This is a genomic window from Chitinophaga sedimenti (assembly GCF_023156195.1).
In the GTDB taxonomy this organism is placed as follows: domain Bacteria; phylum Bacteroidota; class Bacteroidia; order Chitinophagales; family Chitinophagaceae; genus Chitinophaga; species Chitinophaga sedimenti.
On record NZ_JAKUKA010000001.1, the window covers coordinates 991,306 to 1,005,381 of the forward strand.

Below are 14,076 nucleotides of genomic sequence, written 5' to 3' on the forward strand. Positions count from 1 at the left end.
GAGAATGAACAGTTCTTCCGTTCCGTATTGGAAAACCTGCCCGTAGGCCTGCATCAATACACGCCCGATGGCTGGAGTGTTGATCTTAACGGGCATATGCGCGATATCCTGGGGGAAGGCCACCTGGCTGTAAGCGGCTTGCCGTACAATGTTTTGGGCGATCCTATCAACCGCCACAATGGCCTTAACGCACTATTCGAAGAGGTGATCCGTCGCCGGGTACCCATCAAAAAGGAAATACTGCTGAAGTATACAGAAGTACAAAACGGCTCCATTACGCGTATCAAGCCTGCCTACTATGAAGCCACCGCCTTCCCGGTTATCGGCCAGCAGAACGACCTGGCGTACCTCTTTCTCATCCTCAGCGAAATCACAGAGAAAAAACTGGCAGAACTCAGTCTCGAAAAGAGCGAGCGACTCCTTAATAATATTGTGGAAAATCTGCCCATCGGGTATATCCAGTTTGATAATTTCGGCTTCATCCGTCGCGTAAACCAGACGCAGCGCCTGTTCTTCGGCAATGTCGGCGATTCGCAGGAAGAGGCCTATAACATGATCAACGATCCGTTCGCGAAACTGTTTGAGCTTGACCAGTTGTTCATGCAGGTGCTGCAACACGGCAAAATGGTGCGTATGGAGAAAAAGCTGGATTTCTCACTCGACAAGGAATGGACGAAGAATGAGCGCGAGGTTTACCTCGATCTGACCATGTTCCCGGTATACGATCCGGTGGATAAGGACCAGATCGTGGTGGCGCTTGTCAATGATATCACCGATAAGAAACGCCAGGAGATCGAGAATGCGAAGTCGCAGGAATTCATGTTGCAAACCGGCGAAATCGGTAAGATAGGCGGGTGGGAGATCGATGTGCCGTCTTACAAAGTACGCTGGTCGCCGCAAACCTACCGCATCCACGAACTGCCGCCCTATACGCAGATGTCCATGGAAAAAATGGGCACCTTTTACGGCGACGACGAGCGTATCCGTATGGAGACCGTAATCATGGAATGCTGCCATACCGGCAAGTCGTTCGATGAGCAACTGACACTCGTAACCGCACGCAACAACGCTATCAAAATAAGAATGATCGGCCGGCCCGAGTTTAAAAACGGCCGCATCGTACGCATACACGGCGTGATACAGGATATTACCGAACAATTCCAGATCCGCGATCAGCTGTCGAGAAATACAGAGCTGATGAGCCTTTTCTTCGATACCATCGATATGGGTTACGCGGTGTTGGGGCAAGATGGTAAAGTGAGCTTCCTCAATAAAAAGGCGGAAGAGATCATTGACCATAATTCGGTAGTGGGGAATAATATCTTCGAAGTGTTCCCGTGGCTGGTGGGCAGCACGTTCCACGCAAAGGTGATGGAGTGTATTGAACACAGGCGACCGGTATCGTTCTTTAATTATCTGCCGAAAACCAATAAGTGGTACGAGTTTTTGCTGGCTTCCATGCAGGATGGCAGCATCTCTATTTTTACCAGGAATATTACGTCCAGCCGCCAGATGCAGAAAGAGCTGCGTAAGGCGAATGAGCAATTGCTAAGTCTGAATAAATACCTGGTAAATCAGAACAAACAGCTGGAAGACTTTGCCCACATTACGTCGCACAACCTTCGGGCGCCTATCGCCAACCTGAAGGCGCTGATGCAGATTTATAATAATACCGAGAGCGAGAGCGAACGTGAACTGTATATCAATATGCAGCACGATGTGATCCTGAACATCGATGAAACATTGAACGACCTGATCGAAGTAGTGCAGATCCGCAAAGACCTCAACCTGGAGCGGGAACGATTGTCGTTCCAGGAAAGGCTGCAGCGCATCAAAGAAATTCTTACGGTGGACATTGAAACCAGCGGGATAAAGCTGACTGCCGACTTCGAGGATTCGCCGGAAATAGAATATCCTAAAATTTATCTCGACAGTATTTTGCAGAACCTGCTCACGAACGCGATTAAATATCGTGCGTCGGACAGGCCGCCCACGGTGCACTTCAGGAGCTGGAAGGTAGAGGGGGCGTGATGTTGACGGCGGAAGACAATGGTGTGGGCATTGATCTGGACCGTTATGGCAACAAATTATTCGGGTTCAGGAAAACATTCCATAAGAACAAAGATGCGAAGGGCATCGGGCTATTTATCACCAAAAGCCAGATAGAAGCTATGGGCGGCAATATACTGGCAGAGAGCAAACCTGGGAAAGGAACGAAATTTATTATTACTTTTAGGCCCGAATAAGAAGATATGAAGCCGTTAAATACAATTTTTATTGTAGACGATGACCCTATACATCAGCAGATCACCGAGATTATGCTGGATCGTTTAAATATTACCAATGCAGTGAGCAAATACAGCGACGCGCAGGAAGTGCTCGACTATCTTAGCGCTTTCGGTAGTGATGCTGCAAAACTCCCGGACATTATATTACTGGACTTAAACATGCCCGTCATGGACGGCTGGGAATTCCTGGACCGCTTCCAGCAATTTCGCCATGGCCTTACCAAACCGATACGCGTGTATGTACTGACTTCTTCGATTGATGAAAAGGACCAGGAGCGGGTATCTTCCTACGGTTTCGTGAACGGGTACCTGACGAAGCCTTTGACGAACGATGTGATTATGCAGCTGGCCGACTAAGTGTGGGAGTGCTTACTCCCGCCACGGATATTTCAATTGACCGATCATCTTTTTCGGATCGGGCGCGCTGAATACGGTGTTCCCAGCCACCAGCACATCGGTGCCTGCCGCTACGATCTCCTGGCATTCGCCAGCGTTACACCGCCATCAATCTCGATTAACGCTTCGGAACCGGCGTCGTCTATCATCTTACGCAGCTTGCGGATTTTTGAAAGCGTTTGCGGAATGAACTTTTGTCCGCCAAAACCAGGGTTTACACTCATGATCAGCACCAGGTCCAGGTCGTTGATTATGTTTTCCAGTACATTGATCGGTGTATGGGGATTCAATGCCACACCGGCTTTCATGCCCAGGTCTTTGATTTGCTGGATGTTGCGGTGCAGGTGGGGGCAGGCTTCTGCGTGTACGGTAAGACTATTCGCACCCGCGTCACGGAATGCTTCCGCGTATTTCTCCGGCTCCAGTATCATCAGGTGCACATCGCACACTTTATCCCTTACAATTTTCGTGACCTGCGAAATAACCGGCAGGCCGAAGCTGATATTGGGCACAAAGCGGCCATCCATCACATCGAGGTGCAGCCAGCCGGCTTCGCTTTCATTGATCATTGCTATTTCCCTGTCCAGTTGCAGGAAGTTGGCCGCGAGTAACGACGGCGCAACAATTACATTCCGATTTTCCATATCGCTACAAACCTAAGGTTTATTTCTTTTCCGACACGCGATTAAGTGCTTCAGTCGCCTCCGGGTAGTTTTTCCGGAAGCCCGGGGCTTTCTGGTAATCCGCCTTTGCAGCCACTTTATCGCCCAGGTTTTCTGTGGCCAGTCCCCGGAAATAGTAGCCCCTGGCACTGTTCGGACGGTTACGTACCGTCAGGTTGGCGTAGTGGCGCGCCTCTTTCCATTTACCCGACTGCGCAAAAATATGGGCGATCGAGAGGTAGGCATCTTCATATGCAGGATCGGCCAGAATAGCTTCCTGGTAAGCCTTGATGGCCTCCTGCGGATTACCGGCCGCTTCAAAGTATTGTCCGGCCTCGTAATGCGGCTCTGCCATCACAGGATCTATTTTATTGGCCAGCGCATAGTATTGCAGCGCCTCCTGTGAACCACGGCTTTTCAGCAGGGAAGCCAGTTCCATGACCGCATCGTAGTCGCTTTCCTCGCCGGCAGCTTTTACAGCAAACTTCAGTTGCATAATCGCGTTGCTGGTATCTCCCTTATCTTCCGCAATGCGGGCTTTCAGGTAAAACCCTTTATCCTGCTCAGCGGAGCGGATCAACAGGCCCGCCATGCTGTCCGCAGCAATGGTTTGCTTATCCTCGATTAGGGCAATGCCCAGCTTATACTGGATGTACGGATGCGTAGGTGCTGTAACCAGCGCCTGTCGGAAGGCGTTTACCGCCAGTGAATATTTTTCGGTTACCAGTGCGGCTTCGCCGGTTGTGGCCCAATAATCAGTATAAGAAGGATTTAATTTCGCGGCAGCCTCAAAATCCTGTAAGGCCAGTTCGGGCGCATCATTAAACAGCGCCAGGCCGCGCCGGTAGTACAAATCATGTTGTTTCGGAAACTGCTGGATCGAATCGGTTAAAGGCTTTACCAGCGGCGAATACAGCACCGAGTCCGGACGAGCCGCCACCGGTTTGCTATCGTTGTTGCAGGCAGTCAGCGCCAGTACGCCAGCTGTGAATAGGGAAATGTACTTCGGGTACTTCATAAGGTCAAACCTACAAATTTTTATAAATAGGAAGGGTGCATCTATAACGATGTACCCCATCAACATAGTATATTTTTTTTTATCTGCTTTTTTCTCTCTTCTCGGCCGCCATTGTGTCACTCACTTCAGCGGCTGTATCGCTATTAAACCAAAAGTAGCGCAACCCATTCATCTGAAAATGCAGGTGGTGGTGAATGCAGTCGAAAAATGTGGTGAAAGCGCTCCAAAGTGGGGCTGAAATCGGGGTAAGTCCTATAATCCTTCGATGATCCCTCGGTGATCCTTCGGTCATCCTTCGGTTAAAGCAGGTCAAAACCAAGCCTGCACCGAACAACACCGAAGGATGACCGAAGGATTGCCGATGGAACACCCGCTATTTAACCGGCACTGACATCAGCCAGCTTTTCATGGCTTCATAGTCGTTCGGCAGCAACACCGATTGTTTTTCCTTGTCGTACAAGGCTTTTACTTTTTCGGGAACCGTAATTTCCTTGCGCAAGGCCTCCGGCATGGTATCATCAAACTTTACCGGGTGGGCGGTTTCGAGAAATACACCCACGTTGTTCGGGGACTTTTTCAAATATTCCTTCAATCCTAAATAACCCACGGCGCCATGTGGTTCCATCAGGTAACCATGCTCTTTAAACACAGATTCAATGGCGGCTACGGTCTGCGCATCCGTAAAGCTGTACGAGGATAATTGTGCTTTTAATGAAGTTTCGCTTTTTGAGAACAGTTGCAGTATCCTTACAAAGTTGCTCGGGTCGGCAACGTCCATGGCATTCGACAGGGTAGGGATGGCCGGATGCGGCTCGTACTGACCGTTTTGCATGAAGCGCGGCACAGTGTCGTTCACATTCGTGGCGGCTACGAAGTGGGCGATCGGTAAGCCCATCTGCGCAGCCAGCATGCCGGCGCAAATGTTACCAAAGTTGCCGCTCGGTACGGCGATAACGGCATCTTTCTTCCACTGCTTGATTTTCCGGTACGCCAGGAAGTAATAAAACATCTGCGGCAACCAGCGCGCCACGTTAATGGAATTGGCGGAGGTCAATAAGTATTGCTCCTGCAGTTCTTTATCTAAGAATGCGGTTTTCACCATCCGCTGGCAGTCATCAAAAGTACCCTGTATTTCCAGCGCCGTGATGTTGCCACCGAGTGTGGTCAGTTGTTTTTCCTGTAGTGTGCTTACTTTCCCGCTGGGGTAGAGGATCACCACGTTCACGCTGGGTACATTATAGAACCCGTTGGCTACCGCACCGCCGGTGTCGCCTGAAGTTGCTACCAGCACGGTTACCGGGCGGGGATCGTGTTTGCGGAAATAGCCCAGGCAGCCCGCCATAAAGCGGGCGCCCACGTCCTTAAACGCCAGTGTAGGACCATGAAATAACTCCAGCGCATATACGTCTTTCTCAACTTCCCGCAGGGGAAAAGGAAAAGAAAGTGTTTCCGCCACGATCTGCTTCAAATAATGGTCAGGAATTTCTTCACCGATAAAAGGCTGGATCACGTGATGCCCGATGTATAAAGGATCATACTCCTCCAGTCTTTCAATAAAATCTTTCTCCAGCCGCGGCAGCTGTACAGGAAAATAAAGTCCCCTGTCCGGCGCCAGGCCCTGTATCACGGCGTCCCGGAAAGAAACGCGGTGCTGCGGGTTTTGTAAGCTGTAATATTGCATGTTCAGTTTTTTAAAGTTCAATTTGTCGTACCCCTTGTGTATTTATTCTCGATACATACACTTTGAAATCCACACCCATCGGGGTGTATACGTCATTCATCACCTGTGCCACCTTACGTGCGGTTTCTTCGCCACGGCTCATCATAAATACAGACGGTCCCGAGCCGGAAATGCCACCGCCCAGTGCCCCGGCTTCTTTACATTTCAGTTTCAATTCGTAAAACGCGGGTATCAATATAGCCCTCACCGGTTCAACGATCACGTCTTCCAAAGCGCGGCTGATCAACCCGTAATCATTTGTATATAACGCAGCCACGAGCGCGCCCACATTGCCCCACTGGCGAATGGCATCTTTCAGTTGCACCTGCTGTTTCAGGATCTCGCGCGCGTCCGAAGTCTTTACTTCAATCTGCGGATGGATCACCGTTACCCACAGGTCTTCCGGCGTGTGCAGGCGAATGAGGTCCAGCGGCTGGTAACTCCTTACCAGCGTAAAACCGCCCATGATGGCCGGCGCCACATTGTCTGCATGCGCGGTCCCGCTGGCCAGGCGTTCGCCTTCCATCGCAAAGCGAACGAGCTTTTCCGGGGTAAAAGGTTTGTCCAGCAGCAGGTTGGCCGCTACCACCACGCCGGCCGAACTGGCGGCGCTGGAACCGATGCCGCTACCCGGCTGAATATTCTTTTTTATCTGCACGTCCAGTCCTAGGTCCGGCTGCCCCAGCTCCTGCAAAAATGCCTGTAACGCCACGCCTGCAACATTCTGCGCCGGGTCTTTCGACAAATGAGGTGCGCCTTCGATGTTCGAAATTGAAATACCGGGTGTGTCTTTCCTGCTCACGATCATCTCATCTCCGGGTGCGTCCAGTGCCAGCCCGATTACGTCGAACCCGCAGGCCACGTTGGCGACGGTACCGGGAGCAAATACTTTTATACTATCCTGTTTCATCGTTTATGCTTTGCTTAGTTCCTTACTGTTCTCATGATGTCCGCAAAAATGCCGGAAGCTGTTACGTCCGCGCCGGCGCCTGCCCCGCGTACGATCAACGGTTGTTCGGCATAACGGTTCGTGGTATACAACACTATATTATCTTTCCCTTCCAGTTTGTAAAACGGATGATCGGGCGCTACGGATTGTAGTCCTACCGAGGCTTTGCCGTTGCTGTAGCGGGCTACGAACTTCAGGCGTTTACCTTCATCGTCGGCCGCCTGTCGCAGCTGCTGGAAATGTGCGGCGTGTACATCCAGCTGGTCGTAGAATGCTGCTACATCGGGTGCATTCAGGCATTCCTCCGGTAAGAACGAGCGGTTTTCAATATCGTTCAGTTCCATCTCTGCGCCACTTTCCCGCGCCAGGATGAGTATTTTGCGCATTACATCTTTACCACTGAGGTCGATGCGCGGATCGGGTTCGGTGTAACCTTCGTCCTGTGCGGCTTTTACGACGGTGCGGAAGTCTGCGCCGTTCACGAAATGATTGAACACAAAGTTCAGGCTGCCGCTGAGTACCGCTTCGATGGTTCTTACTTTGTCGCCGCTGCGTACCAGGTCGTTCAGGGTGTTGATCACCGGTAAACCTGCGCCCACATTGGTTTCAAAAAGGAAAGAAGCATTGTATTTCCTGGCCAGGTCTTTTAACTTTTTATAAGAAGCGAAATCGGCCGAGCAGGCAATTTTATTACAGGTCACCACCGATACGCCATGTTGTAAAAAGGTGTCGTAAATCGCCGCGACGTCTTCGCTGGCGGTGTTGTCAACGAAAACACTGTTGCGCAGGTTCATCGATTTCAGTCTTGCTGCAAATTGCTGCAGGTCCATGCTATCGCCCTGCGCCAGCTTTTCTTTCCAGGCATTATGCGGAATACCGTCTTCGCAGAAAAGCATGGTTTTACTATTGGCGATCGCGATAACGCGCACCTGCACCCCCAGTTCATGCAATAAAAAATGCTGCTGCTGGTGCAGTTGTTCCAGGAGTTTACTGCCTACGTTGCCTACGCCGGCCACAAATATGTTCAGCTGTTTGGTCTCGTTTTCGAAGAAGGCTTCGTGTACGACGTTCAGCGCCTTTTTTACGTCTGCTTTATTGATCACGGCCGATATATTTTTTCGGTTGATCCCTGTGCGATGGCCCTTACGTTGATGGCATTGCGGCCTAATGCGCCGAACAATTTACCACTCAGGCCATGGTAATTCTTCATATTATCGCCCACAGCCGCCACGATGCACAGGTCTTTTTCCACCAGCAGCGGTGCTATCTTCTTATCAAAAATCTCCTGCGAAAACTCACTGTCTACGGCAGCTTTGGCTTTCAGCATATCGGTTTCGTGTATGCCCACGGTGATGGAGTGCTCCGACGAGCTTTGCGTAATCAATATTACGTTGATCCGCTCTTTCAGCAGGGCGTCGAACAGGCGTTTGGAAAACCCGGGGATGCCCACCATGCCACTGCCTTCGAGGGTAAGCAGCGCGATGTGTTGTATGCCTGAAATGCCGGTTACCGGCACGCGGTTTTCCGCTTTGTCCTGAATGAGGGTGCCGTAATCATGCGGGGCAAAAGTGTTTTTGATCCAGATGGGAATGCGGCGGCTCATCACCGGCTGAATAGTAGGCGGGTAAATAACCTTTGCGCCGAAGTGCGACAGTTCCATCGCTTCTGCATAAGAAATATGCGGGATGGTGATCGCCTGCGGCACCATGCGCGGATCGGCGGTCATCATGCCGCTTACGTCGGTCCATATTTCGAGCAGGTTGGCGTCCATGGCCGCTGCAATGATTGCAGCAGTGTAATCAGAACCGCCGCGGCCGAGGGTAGTGGTATCTCTCTCGCTGTTGGCGGCAATAAAGCCGGGTACTACAATATAATCAGCCGGCGGATGCTGGAAGAAGCGGGTGATCTGGTGCTCGGTCATTTCCTGGTCTACCTGCGCGTTGCCGAAGTGGTCGTCGGTCATGATCAGCTCGCGGCTGTCTTTCCAGGCGGCATTCAGGCCGTGTATTTTCAGCTTTTCGGCCACGAGGTAGGAGGAGAGGAGTTCCCCAAAGCTCATGATCTGGTCCAGGCAGCGTTTAGATAACTCACCTACCTGGTAGATACCGTCGCACAGCAGTTCCAGTTCGTTTAAACGCTTCTTTACAAGACTTAGCAGCGCGCTTTGCGCGCCAATCGGAAACAGTTCGCGGATGGTGTCCGGTGGCGGGTTTCAATTTCCTGTAACAGTGTTTTATAGCCTTCGTGACTTTTGCCTGACAATTCACCTGCTTTAATGAGCTTGTCGGTGGTGCCGCTCATGGCAGAAACAACAATTACGAGGAGTCCTTTGCGGGGGTATTGACTAACAATCTGGCATACCTGCTCTATTGCCTGGGCGCTTCCAACGGAAGTGCCTCCGAATTTTAAAACTTGCATTGAGAAATTAATTTATACGTAGAGAAAACGCAGCATTCTTAGCTTGCTTGCTACCAGTAAGGCCTGGTCGTGGGACGATATGATATAATTAACCCCGCGATGGGGTTGTAATGGTCGTCATAATAGTGGCGCTCGCCCCGGAGATGGAGCGTGTTATAATGATAATATGTGAGGATTTAAAACGCACTATTTTTTTATGACTTAACGCTTACAAAGATTAAAAAACCAAATGAGAAAACCATGCACCGCACTCAATTTTTGAAATAATTTAATAATGAGAAGATTGTTTGACGATTTTCGAACGTTGTTGCAGCAACCTTTTTCCTGAAAAAATTTTGCGCTGTTAAAAAATACCCTAATTTTAGCATGTGCATTTACAATCCACACATAAGTATCAACTCGGATACTACTGCCTGATGGCTACCCTGGCCATGGATTCTGTTGTTCTTTAAACAACAGTTGCACGATTCCCGTTCTATTTATTGTCTATAATCCTTCGCCGGTATGGCTGGGCATTATTCATTCAATCCATTCCTTTATGCCACATTACCATCAATTGGGGCAGATTCCGCATAAAAGGCATACACAGTTCCGTAAACCGGACGGTGGCCTGTATTCGGAACAGTTATTTTCCACGGAAGGTTTCTCCTCGAATTCCACGTTATTGTACCATTGCCATCCGCCGACTGCCATTGTAAAGGTGGATGAACCTTATTCCGTTGCCCCCTCGGTGGCGGAAGAAAAGATGCTGAAACACCGGAGTTTCGGGGCTTTAACATTGCCCCCGTAGCGGGTTTCCTGGAAAGCCGCAAACCGGTACTCGTGAACAACGATGTGCACATTGTGCTGGCTGCGCCGCAGCATAGCATGACCGATCACTTTTACAAGAATGCCGACGCGGACGAAATGTTGTTTGTACATGAAGGCAGCGGCGTACTGCGCACGCAATATGGTGTGCTGGAATTCGGTTACGGCGACTACCTCGTTATTCCACGCGGAACGATTTATAAAATTGAGTTCTCCACAACCGGGAACCGGCTTTTTATCGTAGAATCATTTAGCCCTATACGTTATCCTAAACGTTACCTGAGCCGTTACGGCCAGTTGCTTGAACATGCTCCGTACTGTGAGCGGGACATCCGCCAGCCAAAACATCTTGAAACAATAGATCAGCAGGGCGACTTCCTGATCATGATTAAAAAGAAAGGCGTGATGTATCCCATTCATTATGGCCACCATCCCTTCGATGTAATAGGATGGGACGGCTGCGAATACCCGTTTGCCTTTTCGATCCACGATTTTGAACCGATCACGGGCCGCGTGCATCAGCCGCCGCCCGTGCATCAAACTTTTGAAGCACACAACTTCGTGGTATGTTCATTTTGTCCGCGTTTGTATGATTATCATCCCGAAGCCATTCCGGCTCCGTATAACCACAGCAACATCGACAGCGATGAGGTACTGTATTATGTGGATGGCGATTTTATGAGCCGCAAACATGTAACGCGCGGGATGATCACCCTTCACCCGGCAGGTATTCCGCATGGCCCCCATCCGGGCGCTGTGCAGAAAAGCATTGGGGCGAAGGAAACAAAAGAGCTCGCGGTGATGGTGGATACATTCCACCCCTGCAGATCACAAAAGAGGCTTTGGGCATCGAGGATACCGGCTATACCATGAGTTGGGCGGAATAATGCCTAACTTTCCGGCCTAAAAGTTAATCATTATGGAATACAGGCAATTAGGAGAAAGTAATCTGAATGTATCGGCCATCACCTTTGGCGCATGGGCTATCGGCGGCTGGATGTGGGGCGGCGCCGAACGCAGGGACGCAGTAACCGCGATTAAAGCCTCGCTTGAGCATGGCGTTACTGCTATCGATACGGCGCCTATTTATGGCATGGGATTGAGTGAAGAGATCGTCGGCGAAGCGCTGGAAGGCATATCCCGCGACAAGGTGCAGATATTGACCAAATTCGGAATGGCATGGGAGGGCAATAAAGGCCAGTTCTACTTCAAAAGCAAGGACAACAACGGGAAGGATATCGACATCTACCGTTATGCCGGCAAAGAAGCCGTAATCAAAGAATGTGAAGCAAGCCTCAAGCGCCTGCGTACCGATTACATCGACCTGTACCAGATCCACTGGGCCGATGAAACGACGCCGATCGAAGAAACTTTTGAAGCCGTACTTCGACTGAAAGAACAGGGCAAGATCCGCGAAGCGGGCGTATGCAACTACGACGTAGCGCAGATGAAACGCGCAGACAGTGTACTGCCGCTGGCTTCCAACCAGGTACCTTTCAGCATGGTAAACAGGGCGATAGAAGAGGAGTTGGTGCCATTTTGCATAGCGCACAAACGCGGCATCCTGGCTTACAGCCCGTTGCAACGCGGTTTGCTGACCGGTAAAATTAAACCCGACCACCAGTTTAATGATGGCGATAGCCGCGCCGGCAACCGGTTTTATACCCCGGACAATATTGCCCGCATCAACGCCTTCCTGTCACTGATCAAACCACTGGCGGAAAGTAAGAATGCTTCGCTCTCGCAACTGGTATTGCGCTGGACGATTGAACGACCCGGCATCACCGTAGCCCTTGCAGGCGCGCGTAATGCAGACCAGGCCATCCAGAATGCCAAGGCGATCGACATTAAACTGACGCCGGAAGAAATAGATTTCATTAATAAACACCTTTACGCATTAACACTATCCTGAAAGGGATAAAATCAAAAACCAACCAAATTTGTTTCTATGAACACAGCAGTTGTAAAAGAGTCACCTGTACAGGCAGAAGATTTCCTGCCATTGAATGGCACCGACTATGTAGAGTTCTACGTGGGTAACGCCAAACAAGCCGCGCATTTTTACAAAACCGCTTTCGGCTTCCAGTCGCTGGCCTATGCAGGCCCTGAAACTGGCGTGAAAGACCGCGTTTCTTATGTGCTGGTGCAGAATAAGCTGCGCTTTGTACTGACTACACCGCTGAAAACCGGCTCTGATATCGCTAAACATATCGATATGCATGGCGACGGCGTGAAAGTACTGGCCCTGTGGGTGGATGACGCCCGTTCCGCTTATGCAGAAACCATTAAAAGAGGAGCGAAGTCGTACATGGAGCCGGTTGTTGAAAAGGACGAATTTGGCGAAGTGGTGCGCAGTGGTATATACACCTACGGTGATACCGTGCACATTTTCGTGGAAAGGAAAAATTACAGCGGCGCTTTCCTGCCGGGCTTCAAAACCTGGAATACCGTGTACAACCCGGAGCCTACCGGCCTGCAATATGTAGACCACTGCGTAGGTAACGTAGGTTGGAACGAAATGAATACCTGGGTGGAGTTCTATGAGAACGTAATGGGCTTCCGCAACCTCATTTCCTTCGACGACAGCGATATCTCTACCGAGTATTCCGCCCTCATGAGTAAGGTGATGAGCAATGGCAACGGCCGTGTGAAGTTCCCGATCAACGAACCGGCAGAAGGTAAAAAGAAGTCCCAGATCGAAGAGTACCGGATTTCTACGGCGGCCCCGGTGTACAGCACGTGGCTATCGCTACCAATAACATTATCGAAACCGTTACGGCGCTTAAAAACCGAGGTGTGGAGTTCCTGACCGTTCCGGGCAGCTACTATGAAACCCTGCTGGACCGTGTTGGACAGATCGATGAGGACCTGAGCCCGCTGCGCGACCTGGGAATCCTGGTAGACCGCGACGATGAAGGTTACCTGCTGCAGATTTTTACCAAGCCCATACAGGACAGGCCCACCGTATTTTTCGAGATTATCCAGCGCAAAGGGGCGAAATCCTTCGGAAAAGGCAACTTTAAGGCGTTATTCGAATCCATCGAAAGAGAACAGGCGTTGAGAGGAAATCTTTAATAGGCTGATAATCAGGCTTTATTTGATACAATGTTAAAGCAGGGTTAAAAACTTGCATATTTTTTAAGGTTTGGATATTTTTGTGAGCACCCCATTCGTTATTACAATCGAATGGGGTGCTCTTTTTATATGGACACACAACAATTATTCGGGTATCTTTTCCTGTTAGCGGGTGTTTTTCAATTACTTACGGCCTGGCTGGTATGGAACGGACAATCCCACTACATATTAAAAATTACAGGAAGGAAAGCAGGAATGATAATATATATTATTTTTGCACTATTATTGTTTTACCTGGCCTATCGAAATTTATCTAAATAGAATTTGTTATTGTTTATGAAAAGAATCATTGCATCGGCGCTGTTGTTGTTGATCATGGGCGGAGCGAAAGCACAGCAATCTTTCCTGGAAAACCAGAAGTTGTTCCCACGCGTGGGTGTGGCTTATCGCGAACGTGAAGAAGCACTCAAGAGCGAATTTGCGAAAAAGGGGTTAACCTATCCCGCTAAGTATATATACGTCCGCTCCTTTAAGCTGGATAGCGAAATGGAAGTGTGGGTAAAAAACAGCGTAACGGACACCTTCCGCCTGTTTAAGTCCTACCGTGTTTGTTCGCTTTCCGGTAAAATGGGGCCCAAACGCAAGGAAGGTGACCGGCAGGTGCCGGAAGGGTTCTATTACATCAATGATTTCAACCCGAACAGCAATTACCACCTGAGCCACGGGCATCAATTACCCTAACT

General features: G+C 50.0%; 16 protein-coding genes. 9 read left to right on the forward strand and 7 right to left on the reverse strand.

What is annotated here, in order from left to right; genetic code table 11:
* The first annotated feature begins 27 nt into the window (after positions 1-27).
* Genes MKQ70_RS05760 through MKQ70_RS05770 form a run of 3 tightly spaced genes read left to right on the forward strand, consistent with a single transcriptional unit; the run spans position 28 to position 2,645 of the window.
* Complete coding sequence (locus tag MKQ70_RS05760; protein WP_248069111.1) at positions 28-2,031, forward strand: PAS domain-containing sensor histidine kinase; 2,004 nt, start codon at positions 28-30, stop codon at positions 2,029-2,031.
* On the forward strand, positions 2,031-2,246 hold the full coding sequence (locus MKQ70_RS05765; protein WP_248081090.1) for an ATP-binding protein: 216 nt from the start codon (positions 2,031-2,033) through the stop codon (positions 2,244-2,246). The genes MKQ70_RS05760 and MKQ70_RS05765 overlap by 1 nt, the downstream gene beginning before the upstream one ends.
* Positions 2,247-2,252: 6 nt before the next feature.
* Positions 2,253-2,645, forward strand: coding sequence for a response regulator (locus MKQ70_RS05770; protein WP_248069114.1), 393 nt, complete (start codon positions 2,253-2,255; stop codon positions 2,643-2,645).
* Positions 2,646-2,755: 110 nt separating this feature from the next.
* Here the strand turns inward: MKQ70_RS05770 and rpe are convergent, their stop codons facing one another.
* The 7 genes from rpe to MKQ70_RS05805 form a co-directional block, all read right to left on the reverse strand.
* Positions 2,756-3,328, reverse strand: a complete 573-nt coding sequence (rpe, locus tag MKQ70_RS05775; protein ID WP_248069115.1) for a ribulose-phosphate 3-epimerase — start codon at positions 3,326-3,328, stop codon at positions 2,756-2,758.
* 19 nt (positions 3,329-3,347) lie between these two features.
* The gene (locus tag MKQ70_RS05780; protein ID WP_248069118.1) at positions 3,348-4,364 is read right to left on the reverse strand and encodes a tetratricopeptide repeat protein; all 1,017 of its coding nucleotides are present in this window, start codon (positions 4,362-4,364) and stop codon (positions 3,348-3,350) included.
* Positions 4,365-4,737: 373 nt separating this feature from the next.
* The gene (gene thrC / locus MKQ70_RS05785) at positions 4,738-6,045 is read right to left on the reverse strand and encodes a threonine synthase (RefSeq protein ID WP_248069121.1); all 1,308 of its coding nucleotides are present in this window, start codon (positions 6,043-6,045) and stop codon (positions 4,738-4,740) included.
* Positions 6,046-6,055: 10 nt separating this feature from the next.
* Complete coding sequence (locus MKQ70_RS05790) at positions 6,056-6,994, reverse strand: homoserine kinase (protein WP_248069124.1); 939 nt, start codon at positions 6,992-6,994, stop codon at positions 6,056-6,058.
* Between the two features lie 14 nt (positions 6,995-7,008).
* Entirely contained in the window at positions 7,009-8,136 is a 1,128-nt protein-coding gene (locus tag MKQ70_RS05795; protein ID WP_248069128.1) for a homoserine dehydrogenase family protein, read from the reverse strand.
* Positions 8,133-9,092, reverse strand: coding sequence for an aspartate kinase (locus MKQ70_RS05800; protein WP_248069131.1), 960 nt, complete (start codon positions 9,090-9,092; stop codon positions 8,133-8,135). Before MKQ70_RS05800 ends, MKQ70_RS05795 begins: the two co-directional genes overlap by 4 nt.
* 92 nt (positions 9,093-9,184) lie before the next feature.
* Positions 9,185-9,451, reverse strand: a complete 267-nt coding sequence (locus tag MKQ70_RS05805) for an amino acid kinase family protein (RefSeq protein WP_248069134.1) — start codon at positions 9,449-9,451, stop codon at positions 9,185-9,187.
* Between the two features lie 538 nt (positions 9,452-9,989).
* Here MKQ70_RS05805 and MKQ70_RS05810 point away from each other — a divergent pair.
* From MKQ70_RS05810 to MKQ70_RS05830, 6 genes are all read left to right on the forward strand, one after another.
* Entirely contained in the window at positions 9,990-10,241 is a 252-nt protein-coding gene (locus tag MKQ70_RS05810) for a hypothetical protein (protein ID WP_248069137.1), read from the forward strand.
* A gap of 32 nt (positions 10,242-10,273) precedes the next feature.
* Complete coding sequence (locus MKQ70_RS05815; protein WP_248069140.1) at positions 10,274-11,131, forward strand: homogentisate 1,2-dioxygenase; 858 nt, start codon at positions 10,274-10,276, stop codon at positions 11,129-11,131.
* Between the two features lie 46 nt (positions 11,132-11,177).
* Positions 11,178-12,170, forward strand: coding sequence for an aldo/keto reductase (locus MKQ70_RS05820; RefSeq protein WP_248069143.1), 993 nt, complete (start codon positions 11,178-11,180; stop codon positions 12,168-12,170).
* A gap of 36 nt (positions 12,171-12,206) precedes the next feature.
* Positions 12,207-13,067, forward strand: coding sequence for a 4-hydroxyphenylpyruvate dioxygenase family protein (locus MKQ70_RS05825; RefSeq protein ID WP_282456242.1), 861 nt, complete (start codon positions 12,207-12,209; stop codon positions 13,065-13,067).
* Positions 12,998-13,333: a 4-hydroxyphenylpyruvate dioxygenase family protein gene (locus MKQ70_RS37775; protein ID WP_308198941.1), complete on the forward strand. Its 336-nt coding sequence runs from the start codon at positions 12,998-13,000 to the stop codon at positions 13,331-13,333. The genes MKQ70_RS05825 and MKQ70_RS37775 overlap by 70 nt, the downstream gene beginning before the upstream one ends.
* Positions 13,334-13,669: 336 nt before the next feature.
* Positions 13,670-14,074 carry a L,D-transpeptidase family protein gene (locus MKQ70_RS05830; RefSeq protein WP_248069146.1) on the forward strand — a complete coding sequence of 135 codons (405 nt, stop codon included), beginning with the start codon at positions 13,670-13,672 and terminating at the stop codon, positions 14,072-14,074.
* Positions 14,075-14,076 lie beyond the last annotated feature (2 nt).

Bases quoted from the DNA above. Each gene is read 5' to 3' on its own strand.
- MKQ70_RS05765 (WP_248081090.1), top strand. From the start codon at position 2,031: ATGTTGACGGCGGAAGACAATGGTGTGGGCATTGATCTGGACCGTTAT.
- MKQ70_RS05770 (WP_248069114.1), top strand. From the start codon at position 2,253: ATGAAGCCGTTAAATACAATTTTTATTGTAGACGATGACCCTATACAT.
- rpe (WP_248069115.1), bottom strand. From the start codon at position 3,328: ATGGAAAATCGGAATGTAATTGTTGCGCCGTCGTTACTCGCGGCCAAC.
- MKQ70_RS05780 (WP_248069118.1), bottom strand. From the start codon at position 4,364: ATGAAGTACCCGAAGTACATTTCCCTATTCACAGCTGGCGTACTGGCG.
- thrC (WP_248069121.1), bottom strand. From the start codon at position 6,045: ATGCAATATTACAGCTTACAAAACCCGCAGCACCGCGTTTCTTTCCGG.
- MKQ70_RS05790 (WP_248069124.1), bottom strand. From the start codon at position 6,994: ATGAAACAGGATAGTATAAAAGTATTTGCTCCCGGTACCGTCGCCAAC.
- MKQ70_RS05800 (WP_248069131.1), bottom strand. From the start codon at position 9,092: ATGAGCTTTGGGGAACTCCTCTCCTCCTACCTCGTGGCCGAAAAGCTG.
- MKQ70_RS05805 (WP_248069134.1), bottom strand. From the start codon at position 9,451: ATGCAAGTTTTAAAATTCGGAGGCACTTCCGTTGGAAGCGCCCAGGCA.
- MKQ70_RS05810 (WP_248069137.1), top strand. From the start codon at position 9,990: ATGCCACATTACCATCAATTGGGGCAGATTCCGCATAAAAGGCATACA.
- MKQ70_RS05820 (WP_248069143.1), top strand. From the start codon at position 11,178: ATGGAATACAGGCAATTAGGAGAAAGTAATCTGAATGTATCGGCCATC.
- MKQ70_RS05825 (WP_282456242.1), top strand. From the start codon at position 12,207: ATGAACACAGCAGTTGTAAAAGAGTCACCTGTACAGGCAGAAGATTTC.
- MKQ70_RS05830 (WP_248069146.1), top strand. From the start codon at position 13,670: ATGAAAAGAATCATTGCATCGGCGCTGTTGTTGTTGATCATGGGCGGA.